Origin of the sequence: Alicycliphilus denitrificans, assembly GCF_044792555.1 — a bacterium.
GTDB lineage: Bacteria > Pseudomonadota > Gammaproteobacteria > Burkholderiales > Burkholderiaceae_C > Alicycliphilus > Alicycliphilus denitrificans_A.
On record NZ_CP126238.1, the window covers coordinates 2009889 to 2026880 of the forward strand.

Annotated in this window: 19 protein-coding genes; 12 read left to right on the top strand and 7 right to left on the bottom strand. The window is 63.9% G+C overall.

The genetic code is table 11. The features are described 5' to 3' along the window. From P7644_RS09510 to P7644_RS09535, 6 genes are read right to left on the bottom strand one after another with little or no spacing between them, the layout of a single operon-like run. Positions 1-594: a TIGR00730 family Rossman fold protein gene (locus tag P7644_RS09510; protein WP_404303031.1), complete on the bottom strand. Its 594-nt coding sequence runs from the start codon at positions 592-594 to the stop codon at positions 1-3. Next, positions 587-982: a diacylglycerol kinase gene (locus P7644_RS09515; protein ID WP_404303032.1), complete on the bottom strand. Its 396-nt coding sequence runs from the start codon at positions 980-982 to the stop codon at positions 587-589. The genes P7644_RS09510 and P7644_RS09515 overlap by 8 nt, the downstream gene beginning before the upstream one ends. A 24-nt stretch (positions 983-1006) precedes the next feature. Then, positions 1007-1582 carry an RDD family protein gene (locus tag P7644_RS09520; protein ID WP_404303033.1) on the bottom strand — a complete coding sequence of 192 codons (576 nt, stop codon included), beginning with the start codon at positions 1580-1582 and terminating at the stop codon, positions 1007-1009. A 27-nt stretch (positions 1583-1609) separates the two neighbouring features. Beyond that, complete coding sequence (locus P7644_RS09525; protein WP_404303034.1) at positions 1610-2440, bottom strand: DUF3106 domain-containing protein; 831 nt, start codon at positions 2438-2440, stop codon at positions 1610-1612. 27 nt (positions 2441-2467) lie between these two features. Next, complete coding sequence (locus P7644_RS09530; RefSeq protein ID WP_404303035.1) at positions 2468-2929, bottom strand: DUF3619 family protein; 462 nt, start codon at positions 2927-2929, stop codon at positions 2468-2470. Beyond that, positions 2926-3495: an RNA polymerase sigma factor gene (locus P7644_RS09535; protein ID WP_404303037.1), complete on the bottom strand. Its 570-nt coding sequence runs from the start codon at positions 3493-3495 to the stop codon at positions 2926-2928. The genes P7644_RS09530 and P7644_RS09535 overlap by 4 nt, the downstream gene beginning before the upstream one ends. A gap of 287 nt (positions 3496-3782) precedes the next feature. Here P7644_RS09535 and P7644_RS09540 point away from each other — a divergent pair, with 287 nt between their 5' ends. The 6 genes from P7644_RS09540 (at position 3783) to P7644_RS09565 (ending at position 9867) form a co-directional block, all read left to right on the top strand. Then, positions 3783-5576: an acetolactate synthase 3 catalytic subunit gene (locus P7644_RS09540; protein WP_404303038.1), complete on the top strand. Its 1794-nt coding sequence runs from the start codon at positions 3783-3785 to the stop codon at positions 5574-5576. 136 nt (positions 5577-5712) lie between these two features. Further along, positions 5713-6204 (top strand): acetolactate synthase small subunit, encoded by a 492-nt coding sequence (gene ilvN, locus P7644_RS09545; protein WP_404303040.1) that lies wholly within the window; start codon positions 5713-5715, stop codon positions 6202-6204. A 52-nt stretch (positions 6205-6256) separates the two neighbouring features. After that, the gene (ilvC, locus tag P7644_RS09550) at positions 6257-7273 is read left to right on the top strand and encodes a ketol-acid reductoisomerase (protein WP_404303041.1); all 1017 of its coding nucleotides are present in this window, start codon (positions 6257-6259) and stop codon (positions 7271-7273) included. A 175-nt stretch (positions 7274-7448) separates the two neighbouring features. Further along, on the top strand, positions 7449-8285 hold the full coding sequence (gene pssA / locus P7644_RS09555) for a CDP-diacylglycerol--serine O-phosphatidyltransferase (RefSeq protein WP_404303042.1): 837 nt from the start codon (positions 7449-7451) through the stop codon (positions 8283-8285). 127 nt (positions 8286-8412) lie between these two features. Then, the gene (locus P7644_RS09560; protein ID WP_404303043.1) at positions 8413-9213 is read left to right on the top strand and encodes a MetQ/NlpA family ABC transporter substrate-binding protein; all 801 of its coding nucleotides are present in this window, start codon (positions 8413-8415) and stop codon (positions 9211-9213) included. A 102-nt stretch (positions 9214-9315) separates the two neighbouring features. Continuing rightward, positions 9316-9867 carry an NADPH-dependent FMN reductase gene (locus tag P7644_RS09565; protein WP_404303044.1) on the top strand — a complete coding sequence of 184 codons (552 nt, stop codon included), beginning with the start codon at positions 9316-9318 and terminating at the stop codon, positions 9865-9867. Between the two features lie 415 nt (positions 9868-10282). Here P7644_RS09565 and P7644_RS09570 read toward each other — a convergent pair whose 3' ends face one another. Continuing rightward, positions 10283-10933, bottom strand: a complete 651-nt coding sequence (locus P7644_RS09570) for an FMN-dependent NADH-azoreductase (protein ID WP_404303046.1) — start codon at positions 10931-10933, stop codon at positions 10283-10285. Between the two features lie 125 nt (positions 10934-11058). On the opposite strand from P7644_RS09570, the gene P7644_RS09575 reads away from it, so the two are divergent. The 6 genes from P7644_RS09575 (at position 11059) to P7644_RS09600 (ending at position 16984) form a co-directional block, all read left to right on the top strand. Next, a complete protein-coding gene (locus tag P7644_RS09575) occupies positions 11059-11991 on the top strand; it encodes a LysR family transcriptional regulator (protein WP_404303047.1) in 933 nt (310 codons plus the stop codon). Positions 11992-12167: 176 nt separating this feature from the next. Beyond that, positions 12168-13445: a Vi polysaccharide biosynthesis UDP-N-acetylglucosamine C-6 dehydrogenase TviB gene (tviB, locus tag P7644_RS09580; protein ID WP_404303048.1), complete on the top strand. Its 1278-nt coding sequence runs from the start codon at positions 12168-12170 to the stop codon at positions 13443-13445. 252 nt (positions 13446-13697) lie between these two features. Further along, the gene (locus P7644_RS09585; protein WP_404303049.1) at positions 13698-14867 is read left to right on the top strand and encodes an NAD-dependent epimerase/dehydratase family protein; all 1170 of its coding nucleotides are present in this window, start codon (positions 13698-13700) and stop codon (positions 14865-14867) included. Beyond that, complete coding sequence (rfbB, locus tag P7644_RS09590) at positions 14864-15928, top strand: dTDP-glucose 4,6-dehydratase (protein ID WP_404303050.1); 1065 nt, start codon at positions 14864-14866, stop codon at positions 15926-15928. Before P7644_RS09585 ends, rfbB begins: the two co-directional genes overlap by 4 nt. Positions 15929-15938: 10 nt before the next feature. Next, positions 15939-16826 (top strand): glucose-1-phosphate thymidylyltransferase RfbA, encoded by an 888-nt coding sequence (gene rfbA / locus P7644_RS09595; RefSeq protein ID WP_404303052.1) that lies wholly within the window; start codon positions 15939-15941, stop codon positions 16824-16826. Continuing rightward, positions 16823-16984 carry a hypothetical protein gene (locus P7644_RS09600; protein WP_404303054.1) on the top strand — a complete coding sequence of 54 codons (162 nt, stop codon included), beginning with the start codon at positions 16823-16825 and terminating at the stop codon, positions 16982-16984. Before rfbA ends, P7644_RS09600 begins: the two co-directional genes overlap by 4 nt. Positions 16985-16992: the final 8 nt, after the last annotated feature.

Consider the following 16992-nt stretch of genomic DNA (forward strand, 5'->3'; position numbering starts at 1 on the left):
TTAGATCACATCGCGCAGGGCAATGGCGCTGGCGTTGAGGCCGGCGTCCTGCACCAGCGCCGTGAGCAAGTCGCCGGGTTCGGTGCCCGTGCGGACCAGGCCCATCTGCCATTCGCTCATCAGGCCATTCTTCACGGCGTGCTGCAGGAAGCCCAGCAGGGCGTCGTAGTAGCCGTCGGTGTCCAGCACGCCAATGGGCTTGTCGTGGTAGCCGAGCTGGCGCCAGGTCCAGACCTCGAACAGCTCCTCCAGCGTGCCAATGCCGCCGGGCAGGGCCAGAAAGGCGTCGCTGCGCTCGGCCATCATGGCCTTGCGCTCGTGCATGGTTTGCACGATGTGCAGTTCATCGCACAGCTGGTTGGCCAGTTCCTTGTCCACCAGCGCCTGGGGAATGACGCCCACCACACGCCCGCCGGCCACGCGCGTGGCCTCGGCCACCTGGCCCATCAGGCCGCTGCGCCCGCCGCCATAGACCAGCTGCCCGCCATGCTGTCCTATCCAGCGGCCCACGGCCGTGGCGGCCTCGGTGAACAAGGGGTTGTCGCCCGGGCGCGAGCCCAGGTAGACGCAGACGGAAAAAGCCACATCAGCCATGGAAAAACCTTTGGTAAAGAGCCGCCGCCCAGACCGCGCCGCACAGCAGCAGGCTTAGCAGCACGGCGGCGCTGCCCATGTCCTTGGCGCGCTTGGACAGGTCGTGCAGCTCGGGGCCGATGCGGTCTATGGCCGCCTCTATGCCCGAGTTGAGCAGCTCGGTGATCAGCACCAGCACCACGGTGGCGGCCAGCAGGGCGGTTTCCAGCCAACTGTTGCCCAGCCAGAACGATAACGGCAGCAGCACGGCGGCCAGGCAGGCCTCCTGGCGGAAGGCCTTCTCGCCCCAGCCGGCACGCAGTCCGGCCAGCGAGTAGCCCGAGGCATGCCACAGGCGGTTCAGTCCTGTGCGTTGCTTATGCGGGTGAGTGGGGTGCAGGTCAGGCATCAGGGCAAGGCATGGAGCCGTCCATCATTTTGTCTTGCGCGGGCGCGCTGGCAGCTCATGATGCACCAGGCGCGTGCCCGCCAGGGCGTCGTGCCAGAACTGGCGTTGCGGGTGAAAGCGGCTCAGCAGCGCCCAGACGGCGACCCAGCCCAGCGTGAGCACCGCCGTTTCACCACCCGTGAGGTGAAAGGGCGCAATGACTGCCAGCGGTGGCAAGAACCACAGCCAGCTGAGCACATAGCGCAGCAGCGCGCGCTTCTGGCTGATGAGCCGGCCCTGGCGATCGACTACCCGGATATGCCAGGTCTTCATGGCCAGGGTATGGCCGCGCGCCCAGAACCAGACGAAGTAGATGCCGAACACCACGAACAAAAAAGCCTGCAACGCATGGCGGTTGTGCAATGCATGGCGGGTCTGGGTCAGCGTACTGAAAAGATAGCCGGCGATGAACACCACGCCGAACAGGAGCATGCCCTCATAGAGCCAGCAGGCCATGCGGCGGCGCAGAGGAGGGGCCATGGCTTCGGCTGGCGGCGCAGGCTGGATCGGGAGAAGGGCGCTGGCGGTCTCGGGGGAGCCTGGCGGGCTGGACATGGGCATGCGGTAGCGGTGTGCGGCAGGCTGGGGTTATTGCGGCGGATGCAGCGGTGGATGGTAGCGGGCCGGCTCTTCCCTGGCCTCGGGCGGCGTGGACGCCGGCTCCAGCGGCGGCAGGGGCGCCGGCACGGCCGAGGGCACGGCGACGGGGGCGGTCTCCACCACCGTGGGCGGCGCCGGCAGCAACGGCGCAGGCGCAGGACGCCAATCCGGCGGCGGCAGGATTTTGGGCGGGTTGGCCACGGCCGGCGGTGCGTTGGTGGCCGCAGGCACTTGTGCCAGCTTCTTCGGTGAAATGGGACGAATGGCGGTGGCGGCACCCTTGGGCTTGGGTGCGGCCTTGGCGGCCAGGCGTTTCTTTTCCTCGGCGCTCAAAGCCTGATAGGCCTCCCATTGGGCGCGTCGGTTATCGGCGGGCAGTTTGGCGGTGGCGGCGTAATTGAGCCGCGCCTGACTGCGCTGCTGGGCGCTCAGATTGGCCCAGTCGGTGATGCGCGCCAGCATCTTGGCCTGCTCCTCTGCGGGCAGTGCATGAAAGCCGGCGGCCAGGTTCAGCCAGTTGCGCTTTTGCATCTCGCTGAGCAGGGCCCAGCGGTTGGCCAGCGGGTACAGGGCTTCCTTTTGGGCGGTGGTCAGGGATGACCAGGGAGGGCCGGCTTCGGGCTGCACCATGGGTTGCGCCTCGCCCAAGACCCTGTGCTTGCCGCCTCCCAGCGCCTGCACCGGCACCGGGGTGCTGGGTGCCACCCGCGTATAGATCGCCATCCACCAACCAGTGCCAGCGAGCATGCTCAGCAACACAAAAGCCAGCACGAATGCTGGCGATTTGTGTGGGGGTGGGGAGGGACGTAATGCGTGCATGCAGGCGCTACAACGCTGGGCAAAAGGTCAGGGAGTCTGGTTCGACGATTTCAGGAACTGTACAAAACCCGGATCGGCGTAGGCGGAAGGGGGCAAATCCCCCGTCAGCAAAGCGGCATCGACTTCGGCAATTTCGCTGGCCACGGTTTCATCTTGCACCATGTTGACAAAAAACAGGCCGATGAGCAGTGCAGCCAAGGGCACTGCCGACATCAGCGCACGCCACCAGGTGCCGCCCTCGCGCCCCCAGCCGCCGAGCGAGGCGCTGGAGCCGCTGACGAGGACCTGCGAGGCGGCCTCCGTCTGGGCTGTGGACTGGGGCATGGGGCGCTTGCGCGCGGCAAGCGCCTGCATGCGCGCGGCGCGCAGGCGCTCGGTGATGTCGTGGGGCAACTCGGTGTTGCCGTGCGTCAGGCGTGCGGTGAGGCGGCGTGCATAGGCATCTACCGCCTCGCTGGCTTGCATGCTGGGTTCCGTGGTGCGATTCATAGCGCGATTCCTTTGGCCTTCAGTGCCTTGCTGAGGGTTTGGACGGCGCGAAAGCAGTGCGTCTTGACACTGCCTTCGGAGCAGCCCATGGCTGCGGCCGTTTCTGCGACATCCATTTCCTCCCAGTAACGCATCAAAAACGCTTCGCGTTGACGTGCGGGCAATTGTTGTATCTCAGCCTCGATGGCCTGCAAAACCTGCGTTCGTCGCAGGGTGTCTTCGGCGCTTTGCGCCGTCTCGCCGTCGGGAAGGCCGGCATGGACTTCAAGGAAGTCGAAATCCGCTCCGTCCTCACCCGGGCCCTCGAAGTCGCTCAGGCTGGAAAACAGCGCATTGCGGGTCTTTTGGCGGCGAAACCAGTCCAGTGTGCAATTCGTCAGGATGCGTTGGAACAGCATGGGCAGTTCGCCCGGCGGCTTGTCGCCGTAGTGCTCTGCCAGCTTGAGCATGCTGTCCTGGACAATGTCCAGGGCCGCTTCCTCGTTGCGAACGTGGTAGAGCGTGCGCTTGAAGGCACGCTTGTCCACGCTCTTGAGAAAGTCGGAAAGCTCTTGTTCGGTAGCCAAAAGACAAAAGGCCCCAAAAGGGCCGTTGTGGCGGTCTGGCTGGCGTTTGACTCAGCCGTAAAGTTCTGGATTATGGCATTGGGCAGGTATTTTTTTGTATCGATCCACGTCGGGTAATGTGTGCAGTGCAATAATCTGTCCTGCAATTCAAAAAGGCAAACGGGTCCCGGTTCGGCGTCACACTCCTCTCGCCCATGGCCGAGGCCTCAAGTTCCAAGTCGGCTTCACAAGAGCACGCACGAGGGGCACCCAAGGTTTTTCGTTAGAGAAATTCGCAAAGGTTGATCATGGAAATCTCCAAAGCCGAACTCACTTCGGCAGCAGCTGCCACACAGGGCAGCCATTCCCCCGCTTCGGGCTCCCAGGAACTCATGGGAGCCGAAATCCTCGTCAAGGCCCTGCAGGCAGAAAACGTCCAGTACATCTGGGGTTACCCTGGCGGCGCCGTGCTCTACATCTACGACGCGCTGTACAAGCAGGAAAGCATGCAGCATGTGCTGGTGCGCCACGAACAGGCGGCGGTGCATGCGGCCGACGGCTATGCGCGTGCCACGGGCGAGGTCGGGGTGGCCCTGGTCACCTCCGGCCCCGGAGTGACGAATGCCATCACGGGCATTGCCACGGCCTACATGGATTCGATCCCGATGGTCATCATCACCGGCCAGGTGCCCACGCCCGCCATCGGGCTGGATGCCTTCCAGGAGTGCGACACCGTCGGCATCACGCGTCCCATCGTCAAGCACAACTTCCTGGTCAAGGATGTGCGCGATCTGGCGCTGACGCTGAAGAAGGCTTTCCACATCGCGCGCACCGGCCGCCCCGGGCCTGTCGTGGTGGATATCCCGAAGGACGTCTCGTTCAAGAAGACGGCCTACCACGGCTACCCGAAGAGCGTGGAAATGCGCTCCTACAACCCGGTCAGGAAAGGCCATGCGGGCCAGATTCGCAAGGCGCTGCAACTGCTGCTGACGGCCAAGCGGCCCTACATCTACACCGGCGGCGGCGTGCTGCTGGGCAACGCCACGCAGGAACTGCGCACCCTGGTGGACATGCTGGGCTACCCGGTCACCAACACGCTGATGGGCCTGGGGGCCTTCCCGGCCACCGACCGGCGCTTTTTGGGCATGCTGGGCATGCACGGCACGATCGAGGCCAACAACGCCATGCAGCACTGCGACGTGCTGCTGGCCGTGGGCGCGCGCTTTGACGACCGCGTGATCGGCAACCCCAAGCATTTCGCGCAGAACGACCGCAAGATCATCCACATCGACATCGACCCGTCGAGCATCTCCAAGCGCGTGAAGGTGGACATTCCCATCGTGGGCGATGTCAAGGAGGTGCTGACCGAGCTGATCGCCATGATCCGCGAGACCACCACCCGCTCCGATGCCGGCGCATTGGCCGCCTGGTGGGACCAGATCGAGGCCTGGCGCGGCCGCGACTGCCTGAAGTACGACCGGGGCAATACCGAGGTCATCAAGCCGCAGTACGTGATCGAGACGCTGTGGAACATGACCAAGGACGCCGACGCCTACGTCACCTCCGACGTGGGCCAGCACCAGATGTGGGCGGCGCAGTACTACCGCTTTGACGAGCCGCGCCGCTGGATCAACTCCGGCGGCCTGGGCACCATGGGCGTGGGCATTCCCTACGCCATGGGCATCAAGCTGGCCAAGCCCGATTCCGAGGTGTATTGCGTCACCGGCGAAGGCTCGGTGCAGATGAACATCCAGGAGCTGTCCACCTGCCTGCAGTACAACACCCCGATCAAGATCCTGGCGCTGAACAACCGCTACCTGGGCATGGTGCGCCAGTGGCAGGAGATCGAATACTCCGGCCGCTACAGCCACAGCTATATGGACGCGCTGCCCAACTTCGTGAAGCTGGCCGAGGCCTATGGCCATGTGGGCCTGCTGATCGAGCGTCCGCAAGACGTGGAGCCGGCGCTGCGCGAGGCGCGCAAGCTCAAGGACCGCACCGTGTTCCTGGACTTCCGCACCGACCCGACCGAGAACGTGTTCCCCATGGTGCAGGCGGGCAAGGGCATCACCGAAATGCTGCTGGGGTCGGAAGATCTTTAAGGCAAATCGGCATCCAGCGCTTGCCAGTCAAGCGACAGCAGCTATTCATCGAATAGCATTTCTTTGACGAATCTATTGCCTGCCAAGCCTGGCGCTTACCGGCGCCGGGGGAGGGCAGCGAGAAGAGGAATCTGACATGAAACACATCATTGCCGTTCTGATAGAAAACGAGGCCGGCGCTCTTTCCCGCGTGGTGGGCCTGTTCTCGGCCCGTGGCTACAACATCGAGTCGCTGACCGTGGCGCCGACGGAAGACCCGTCGCTGTCGCGCATGACCATCCAGACCACGGGCTCGGACGACGTCATCGAGCAGATCACCAAGCACCTGAACCGCCTCATCGAGGTCGTGAAGGTGGTGGACCTGACCGAGGGCGCGTACACCGAGCGCGAGCTGATGATGGTCAAGGTGCGCGCCGTGGGCAAGGAGCGCGAGGAGATGAAGCGCATGGCCGACATCTTCCGCGGCCGCATCATCGACGTGACCGACAAGAGCTACACCGTGGAGCTCACCGGCGACCAGTCCAAGAACGACGCCTTCCTGCAGGCCATCGACCGCACGGCCATCCTAGAGACCGTGCGCACCGGCGCCAGCGGCATAGGCCGTGGCGAGCGCATCCTGCGCGTGTAAGACAATCGCCGTTTTCCCTTTATTCCCGAACCAGATTTCAACCGGAGCCAACATGAAAGTTTTCTACGACAAAGACTGTGACCTGAGCCTGATCAAGGGCAAGACCGTGGCCATCATCGGCTACGGCTCGCAAGGCCACGCCCACGCCCAGAACCTGAACGACAGCGGCGTGAAGGTCGTGGTCGGGCTGCGCCGCGGCGGCGCCTCGTGGGACAAGGTCGGCAAGGCTGGCCTCACGGTCATGGAAGTCAACGACGCCGTGAAGGCCGCCGACGTGGTCATGATCCTGCTGCCCGACGAGCAGATCGCCGAGGTCTACACCAACAACGTGGCCCCCAACATCAAGCAAGGCGCTTCGCTGGCCTTCGCTCACGGCTTCAATGTGCACTACAACCAGGTCGTGCCCCGCGCCGACCTGGACGTGTGGATGGTGGCTCCCAAGGCCCCCGGCCACACCGTGCGCAACACCTACACCCAGGGCGGCGGCGTACCCCACCTGGTGGCCGTGCACCAGGATAAGTCCGGCAAGGCCCGTGACCTGGCTCTGTCCTACGCCATGGCCAACGGTGGCGGCAAGGCCGGCATCATCGAGACCAACTTCAAGGAAGAGACCGAGACCGACCTGTTCGGCGAGCAGGCCGTGCTGTGCGGCGGCGCCGTCGAGCTGATCAAGATGGGCTACGAAACCCTGGTGGAAGCCGGCTACGCCCCCGAGATGGCCTACTTCGAGTGCCTGCACGAGCTCAAGCTCATCGTGGACCTGATCTACGAAGGCGGCATTGCCAACATGAACTACTCGATCTCGAACAACGCCGAGTTCGGCGAGTACGTGACCGGCCCCGAAGTGATCAACGAGCAGTCGCGCGCCGCCATGCGCAATGCCTTGAAGCGCATCCAGAACGGCGACTACGCCAAGATGTTCATCCAGGAAGGCCGCCTGAACTACCCCTCGATGACGGCCCGCCGCCGCAACACGGCCGACCACAGCATCGAAGTGGTGGGTGCCCAGCTGCGCGCCATGATGCCCTGGATCGCCAAGAACAAGCTGGTCGACCAGAGCCGCAACTGATGCCGGCGGCGCGGCCGATGCCGCGCCGGCGCTGCACCCAAGGCCACTTCGGTGGCCTTTTTTGCGTTGCCCGCCAAAGGCTACACTGCGTCCTTTCGCGCCAGATGCGCAACCATGGTTACAACTCTTTTTATAGCTGCTTACGCTTATCGGAAAAGCGCTGGAGGTCGATTGAATGCATGATGGCAACGAGGCCAGTGAAGCCACGGGCGTCCTGGTGCACAAGCGCCGCAAGGGCATTTACGTGCTGCCCAACCTGTTCACGCTGGCGGCGCTGTTCGGCGGCTTCTATGCCATCGTCATGGCCATGAACGGGCGCTTCGAGATGGCGTCCATCGGCGTGTTCTGCGCCATGGTGCTCGACAGCCTGGACGGCCGCGTGGCACGCATGACGAATACCCAAAGCGCCTTTGGCGAGCAGATGGACTCGCTGTCCGACATGGTGTCCTTTGGCGCCGCGCCGGCGCTCATCGCCTACATGTGGGCGCTGCAGGGCCTGGGGCGCTGGGGCTGGATTGCAGCCTTCGTCTACTGTGCCTGCGCCGCGCTGCGCCTGGCGCGCTTCAACGTGAACACGGGCGTGGTGGACAAGCGCTACTTCCAGGGCCTGCCCTCGCCGGCGGCGGCGGCGCTGGTCATGGGCTTCATCTGGCTGCTGACCGACGCGGGCGTGCGCCCGGGCCAGGGCATGCTGGGCCTGTCCTGGGCGCAGACAAGCTGGGTGATGTTCGGCTTCACGCTCTACGCCGGGTTGACCATGGTCACCAACGTGCCCTTCTACAGCTTCAAGGATTTGCACATGAAGAAGAGCGTGCCCTTTGCCGCCATCGTGCTCATCGCCCTGGGCATTGCCGTGATCAACATCCACCCGCCCACGGTGCTGTTCGGCGTCTTCGTCTTGTACGGCCTGTCGGGCTATGCCCTTTACGCCTGGCGCAAGGCCAAGGGCCAGCACACCAGCGTCATCAGCACCTCGACCGACGAGCCCGACGAGCAGGGCCTGCACCACTGAGGGCCCAATCCTGCGCGTGGGGCGGCCTTCAGGTTGTTTGGATATGCAAAAGTATTCTTTCTGGTGCTGTCGCCGCGGGCCTACGATGGCGGGCTGTTTCACTGCATCCACAGACCAAGGCTCGACCATGATTTCCAAACGCTCCCTGCTCCAATCCACCCTGGCCCTGGCAGTTGCCGCGGGCATTGCCGGCACTGCGCTGGCGCAGGACAAGCCGCTCAAGATCGGCGTCACGGCCGGCCCGCACGCGCAGATCATGGAGCAGGTCAAGAAGGTTGCCGAGAAGCAGGGCCTGAAGATCCAGATGGTGGAATTCAGCGACTACGTGCAGCCCAACGCCGCACTGGCGGCCGGCGACCTGGACGCCAACAGCTACCAGCACAAGCCCTATCTGGACGCGCAGATCAAGGACCGCGGCTACCAGTTCGCCGTGGCGGCGAATACGGTCAACTTCCCCATCGGCATCTATTCCAAGAAGATCAAGAAGCTGGCCGAGCTGAAAGAGGGCGCGCGTTTCGGCATTCCCAACGACCCCACGAACGGCGGCCGCGTGCTGCTGCTGCTCCAGGCCCAGGGCCTGATCAAGCTCAAGGACGGCGCGGGCCTGAAGGCCACGCCGCTGGACGTGGTGGGCAACCCCAAGAAGCTCAAGTTCATCGAGCTCGACGCCGCGCAGCTGCCGCGCTCGCTCGACGACCTGGACGCCTCGGCCATCAACACCAACTTCGCCATCTCGGCCGGACTCAATCCCAAGACCGACTCCATCGCGCAGGAAAGCCCCGACGGCCCCTATGTGAACCTGCTCGTGGTGCGCGCCGCCGACAAGGACAAGCCCTGGGTGGCACAGCTCGTGAAGGCCTATCACAGCGCAGAGATCCGCCAGTTCATCGACACGCAGTTCAAGGGCTCGGTGCTGGCCGGCTGGTGAGTGCGGGGGCGACAGGCCCTTGTCTGACAGCGCTGGGACGCCGCTGCCCATAGGATGCCGGGAACCGCCTGGCGGTTGTGAATTCTGATGAAAGGGCCTTGTATGAGCAAATACCGCATCGCAGTCATCGTTGGCAGCCTGCGCAAGGATTCGTTCAACCGCCAGCTTGCCAATGCGCTGGCGCGCATGGGGCCGCCGGACTTCGAGTTCCACCAGCCGCGCATCGACGACCTGCCGCTCTACAACCAGGACGACGATGGCCACCAGGCCGCGCCGGTGTTGCGCCTCAAGGGAGAGATCGCCGCGTCGCAGGGCGTGCTGTTCGTGACGGCGGAGTACAACCGCTCCATCCCCGGCGTGCTCAAGAACGCCATCGACAACGCCTCGCGCCCCTACGGCCAGAGCGCCTGGGCCGGCAAGCCAGCGGGGGTGATCGGAGCCTCCATCGGCAGCATCGGCACGGCCATGGCACAGCAGCACCTGCGCAATGTGCTGGCTTACCTGGACATGCCCACGCTGGGCCAGCCCGAGGCCTTCATCCATGCCAAGGACGGACTGTTCAACGCGGACGGTAGCATCGGCGATGGCAGCAAGGCCTTCCTGCAGGGCTGGATGAACCAGTTCGTGGCCTGGGTGAAGCGACACAGCGCTTGATGAGTTGCTATTTATAAAATAGCGGATATCGCCCGCCTGGGGTGCGTTTTAGGCACTCAGGCTCCTTCCCCCTCTGGGGGAAGGTGGGGATGGGGGCTTGGCTTGTGCACCCAGGCATGCATTCATGGTCAGGTGGCAGGCCCCCACCCCAGCCCTCCCCCAGAGGGGGAGGGAGTCGAACAATCTGATAAGGCTTGGCGGCTGCTTCTCCCTCTCCCGCTGGCGGGAGAGGGAGTAAAACCGGCGCGACCGATCGCCCTCGCCCCTTTGGGGAGAGGGAGGGGTGAGGGGCCTCTGCGGCATGTTGCGCACCGTCATTCCCGCGAAGGCGGGAATCCATGGCCCTCTGCAAAGGCTGGATGCCCGCCTACGCGGGCATGACGGTACTTTTTGAAGTGGTGATGTTTCGCCGGGCTCAGGCAGCCTGGCTGATGCGCTCCTGGTTGGCGGCGCCGGCCTGCACCTCGGCGGCGATGGCCTGGGTGGCGGCGGCCATGGCCTGGGTCTTGGCATCGGCACCCAGGGCCACGCCCTCGGCACGCACGAAGCGCACGTCGGTCACGCCAAAGAAGCCCAGCACGGTCTGCAGGTAACTCTCCTGGTGTTCCATGGCCTGGCCGGCCGCGCTGGTGGAATACACGCCGCCCCGGCTGGAGGCCACGACCACCGTCTTGCCCTTGGCCAGGCCTTCGGGGCCGTTGGCCGTGTAGTGGAAGGTGCGGCCCGGCTGGGCGATGCGGTCGATCCAGGCCTTGAGCTGCGTGGGAATGCTGAAGTTGTAGAACGGCGCGCCGATCACCACCACATCCGCCGCCAGGAACTGGCGCACCAGGCGCTCGGACACGGCGTTCTCGCGCTGCTGCGCCTCGCTCAGGCCCTCGGTCTGGCCCGTGCGCGGGGCCATGGCGTCCATGGTGAAGTGCGCGGGGGCCTCGGCCACCAGGTCCAGATAGCTCACCTGTGTCGCCGGGTGGCTGGCCTTCCAGGCCTCAACGATCTGGGCCGTGAGCTGGCGCGAAACGGACTGGTCGCCGGTGATCGCGGAATCGATGTGCAGCAGTTGCATGGAATCTCCTGTCTAAGAACAAACCCTGTGTATGGGCGATGGTTGTATTGTCGTTTTGCGACCAATGTTTGATAAGACGGCTTTATTGCGATAGATTGTCCTGAATTTAGAACGAAACCCCAGCCATGCAAGACCTGAACGACATGCTGTATTTCGCCGAGGTGGCCGAGCGCGGCGGCTTTGCCGCTGCCGGCCGGGCCCTGGGCATCCCCAAGTCGCGCCTGTCGCGCCGCGTGGCCGAGCTGGAGGCGCGGCTGGGCGTGCGCCTGCTGCAGCGCACCACGCGCCAGCTGTCGCTGACCGAGGTGGGCGAGGCCTACCTGCGCCACTGCCTGGCGCTGCGCGAATCGGCCCAGGCCGCGCAGGACACGGTGGACCAGGTGCAGGCCGAGCCGCGCGGCACCGTGCGCGTGACCTGCCCGGTGACGCTGGCGCAGACCGTGCTGGCGCGGCTGATGCCCGTTTTTCTGGCGCGCCACCCTCTGGTGCGCCTGGAGATGCAGGTCAGCAACCGCGTGGTCAACGTGGTGGAGGAGGGCGTGGACGTGGCCCTGCGCGTGCGCACCACCCTGGAGGACAGCGCCAGCATGGTCGTCAAGCGGCTGGACGAGGGGCGCCAGCTGCTGGTGGCCAGCCCCGCGCAGCTGGCGCGCCAAGGCACGCCGACTTCGCTGCAGGACCTGCAGGCCATGGACACGCTGGCCATGTCCGCCGCCGACGGGCGCGCCAGCCTGCGCCTGATCGGCCCCGGCGGGCGCGAGGAAACGGTGCAGTTCACGCCGCGCTACGTGGCCGACGACCTGCTTACGCTGAAACATGCCGCCCTGGCGGGAACGGGCCTGTGCTGGCTGCCCGATTACCTGTGCCAGGCCGAGCTGCAGCAGGGGCAGCTGGTGCGGCTGCTGCCGCAATGGTCGCAGCCACCCGGCATCGTGCACGCGGTATTTGCCTCGCGCCGCGGGCTGTCGCCGGCGGTGCGCAGCTTTCTGGACTTCCTGGGCGAAACCGTGCCCGGCCGCAAGGAAGGGGAGTCCCGGCAGGGCGACGCGGCCGGCTGAATCTGCAGCCGACGATTTTCAAGTTCGGCGAGCCGCTGGGTCAAAAGAAAGCGATACAAAAATTTACCCATTTAAAATGCCAGGACTCTTTTTGGCGGCACTTATTCATCAAACGCGAAAACAGGTGAAAACCTTCGCCAATAAAGCGCCAAAAGCTATCAAAAAAATAGTAAACTATGCACCTCGACAACGCAAAAATCGCCCTGATCGGCCTCGGTTACGTCGGCTTGCCGCTGGCGGTTGAATTTGGCAAACACCGCAATGTGCTGGGCTTTGACATCAGCGCCAGCCGTATCCAGGAGCTGCAAAGAGGGCAAGACCACACCCTGGAATGCAGTGCAGAGGAACTGCAAGGCGCCCGCCACCTGCGCTACAGCCACGATGCGCAAGACCTGAAAAGCTGCCAGGTGTTCATCGTTACCGTGCCCACCCCCGTGGACCAGGCCAACCGCCCCGACCTGACGCCCCTCATCAAAGCCAGCCAGACAGTGGGCGCAGCCTTGAAAAAAGGCGACGTGGTGATCTACGAATCCACCGTCTATCCCGGCGCCACCGAAGAGGTTTGCGTGCCAGAGCTGGAGCGCGCCAGCGGCCTGAAGTTCAACCAGGACTTCTTCTGCGGCTACAGCCCCGAGCGCATCAACCCCGGCGACAAAGACCACCGCCTGCCCAGCATCAAAAAAGTGACCAGCGGCAGCACGCCCGAAGTGGCCGATGCAGTGGACGCTCTGTACTCCGCCATCATCACCGCGGGCACGCACAAGGCCAGCAGCATCAAGGTGGCCGAGGCCGCCAAGGTCATCGAAAACACCCAGCGCGACATCAACATCGCCCTGATGAACGAACTGAGCCTGATCTTCCACAAACTGGGCATCGACACGCTGGAGGTACTGCAGGCCGCAGGCACCAAGTGGAACTTTCTGCCCTTTCGCCCCGGGCTGGTGGGCGGGCACTGCATTGGCGTGGACCCGTACTACCTGACCCACAAAGCCGTCGAAGTGGGCTACCACCCCGAGGTCATCCTGGCGGGCCGCCGCGTCAACGACAACATGGCCGCCCACGTGGCCGACGAAACCATCAAAACCATGCTGCGCAAGGGCCTGCCCGTGCTGGGCAGCAAGATACTGGTACTGGGCCTGACCTTCAAGGAAAACTGCCCCGACGTGCGCAACACCAAGGTGGTAGACATCGTGCGCACCCTGCAGGGCTACAACACCCAGGTGGATGTGTACGACCCCTGGATCGACCGCGCCGAGGCCCAGCACGAATATGGCCTGCAATGCCTGGCCAGCCTGCCCGCCCCCGGCCAATACGCCGCCATCGTGCTGGCTGTGGCCCACCAGCAGTTTGTGGCGCTGGGCGAAGTAGGCATCAAGGCCCTGGGCCAGCCCGGCGCCGTGCTGTTTGACGTCAAGGGGCTCTTGCCGCTGGGCGCTGCAGATATACGGCTGTAGCGCAGCATTGCAGCTGCAAGCTGCAAGCTGCCTCTAATCAATTTGCATAAAAACGCCTGATTATTTACATGCCTCAGAAAGTACCGTCATGCCCGCGTAGGCGGGCATCCAGCCTTTGCAGGGAGCCATGGATTCCCGCCTTCGCGGGAATGACGATGCGCAAAGAAGGCGTCTGAGATATGTTGCTACTCAGGAAAAAACGGCCTCTGGCCCTTATTCGATAAGCGTTAGAAGCTATCAAAACTGATGCACATGCAAGAACCCATTGCGTACCAAACTCTGCAGTCCCAGTTGCGCCAAACCCCGCGCACCTGGCTTATCACCGGCGTGGCAGGCTTCATCGGCAGCAACCTGCTGGAAGCCCTGCTCAAACTAGGCCAGCGCGTGGTGGGCCTGGACAATTTTGTCACCGGCCACCAGCGCAACCTGGACGAGGTGCAATCACTGGTCAGCCCTGAGCAATGGGCACGCTTTCACTTCATCGAAGGCGACATCCGCAACCTGGCCGATTGCCAGCGCGCAATGGTTTTCCACCCTCTCCCTCCGGGAGAAGGCCGTGGTGAGGGCTCCCTTGCGCCCATCCCTGTCAACCACGTACTGCACCAGGCCGCGCTGGGCAGCGTGCCCCGCAGCCTGGCCGACCCCATCACCACCAACGCCACCAACATCACCGGCTTTGTCAACATGCTGGTGGCCGCGCGCGACGCCAACGCGGGCCAGGGCGTGCAAAGCTTTACCTACGCCGCCAGCAGCAGCACCTATGGCGACCACCCCGGCCTGCCCAAGGTAGAAGACACCATAGGCAAGCCGCTCAGCCCCTACGCTGTCACCAAATACGTCAACGAGCTATACGCCGATGTATTTGCCCGCTGCTACGGCTTTAACACTATCGGGCTGCGCTACTTCAACGTGTTTGGCCCCCGGCAAGACCCCGAAGGCGCCTACGCCGCAGTCATCCCCAAATGGATTGCCAGCCTGATCCGGGGCGAGCCCGTCTATATCAACGGCGACGGCGAAACCAGCCGCGACTTCTGCTTTATCGCCAACGTGGTGCAGGCCAACCTGCTGGCCGCCACAGTCGCAGCCCGCCCAGCTTCACTCCCTCTCCCCCTGGGAGAGGGCGGGGGTGAGGGCATCCCCCAAGAATCCCCCCTCAACCAAATCTACAACGTGGCCGTGGGCGACCGCACCAGCCTGAACGAGCTGTATGCCCAGCTGCACCGCAACCTGCTGCCGCACTACCCCCACCTGAAGGGCGCCCAGCCCGTGTACCGCGACTTTCGCGCGGGCGACGTGCGCCACAGCCTGGCCGACATCAGCAAGGCACAGCGCCTGCTGGGCTACGTGCCCACGCAGCGCGTTGGTGAGGGGGTCAAATTAGCAATGCCTTGGTACGTTCAACACACCGCAGTTTCAGCATGACCATTTTTGTCACCGGCGGCGCCGGCTTCATAGGCGCCAACTTCGTGCTCGACTGGCTGGCCCACGGCGACGAGCCGGTGGTCAACCTGGACAAGCTCACCTATGCGGGCAACCTGCACAACCTGCAGAGCGTACAGGGCGACGCGCGCCATCTCTTCGTGCAGGGCGACATCGGTGACGCCGCCCTGGTCGAGCGCCTGCTGGCCGAGCACCGCCCGCGCGCCATCGTCAACTTCGCCGCCGAATCCCATGTGGACCGCTCCATTCACGGCCCCGAGGACTTCATCCAGACGAACGTGGTCGGCACCTTCAGGCTTTTGGAGGCTGCAAGGCACTACTGGCAAGCGCTGCCAGCTACAGATAAAGAAGCATTCCGTTTCCTGCACGTGAGCACTGACGAGGTTTATGGCACGCTCGCGCCCAGCGACCCTGCCTTCACCGAAGCCCACAACTACGAGCCCAACAGCCCGTACAGCGCCAGCAAGGCCGCCAGCGACCACCTGGTGCGCGCCTGGCACCACACCTACGGCCTGCCCGTGCTGACGACGAACTGCAGCAACAACTACGGCCCGCTGCATTTCCCCGAAAAGCTCATTCCGCTGATGATCGTCAACGCCCTGGCCGGCAAGAGCCTGCCCGTCTACGGCGACGGCATGCAGGTGCGCGACTGGCTCTACGTCAAGGACCACTGCAGCGCCATCCGCCGCGTGCTGCAGGCCGGCAGGGTGGGCCAGACCTACAACGTCGGCGGCTGGAACGAGAAGCCCAACATCGACATCGTCAAGACCGTCTGCGCGCTGCTCGACGAACTGCGCCCGCGCAGCGACGGCCACAGCTACACCCAGCAAATCACCTACGTGCAAGACCGCCCCGGCCATGACCGGCGCTACGCCATCGACGCACGCAAGATCGAGCGCGAACTGGGCTGGACGCCGGCGGAAACCTTCGACACCGGCATCCGCAAGACCGTGCAGTGGTACCTGGACAACCCCGGCTGGGTCGCCAACGTGCAGTCTGGTGCATACCGTGACTGGCTCCAAAAACAATATGAACAGGTTTGAGAGGAACACCATGACACAGCAACGCAAAGGCATCATCCTGGCCGGCGGCTCCGGCACCCGTCTGCACCCGGCCACCCTCGCCATTAGCAAACAGCTGCTGCCGGTCTATGACAAGCCCATGATCTACTACCCGCTCAGCACCCTGATGCTGACGGGCATACGAGACATCCTCATCATCAGCACCTCGCAAGACACGCCGCGTTTTGAGCAACTGCTGGGCGACGGCAGCCAGTGGGGCCTCAACCTGCAATACGCCGTGCAACCGAGCCCGGACGGATTGGCACAGGCTTTCTTGATTGGTGAAGACTTCTTGAGCGACGCCCCCAGCGCCCTGGTGCTGGGCGACAACATCTTCTACGGCCACGACTTCCAGCCCCTGCTGCAAGCCGCTGACGCACGCAGCAGCGGCGCCACCGTGTTTGCCTACCATGTGCATGACCCCGAGCGCTACGGCGTGGCTGAATTTGACGCCAGTGGCCAAGTGCTGAGCCTGGAAGAAAAACCCACCCAACCCAAAAGCAACTACGCCGTCACCGGCCTGTACTTTTACGACAGCCAAGTGGTGGAACTCGCCAAGGGCTTGAAGCCCTCCGCCCGTGGCGAGCTGGAAATCACCGACCTCAACCGCCTGTACCTGGAGCAACAACAGCTTAACGTCCAGCTCATGGGGCGCGGCTATGCCTGGCTGGACACCGGCACCCACGAAAGCCTGCTTGATGCCAGCCAATTCATCGCCACCATCGAACATCGCCAGGGCCTGAAAGTCGCCTGCCCTGAAGAAATCGCTTGGCGCATGGGCTGGATCGACACCGAGCAAGTGCAGCAACTGGCCCAACCCCTGCTGAAAAACGGCTACGGCCAATATTTAATGCGCTGCGTGCAAGGGGGCGTGCGATGAGCACCCCGATAAAAAAACACATCACCCTGGTCGCTGGCGCGCGCCCCAACTTCATGAAAATCGCGCCCATCATTCGGGCGCTGCCAAACACCAGCGACCAATTCGACTACCAGCTCATCCACACCGGCCAGCATTACGGCCGGGACATTATTTATTAAGCGCTGTG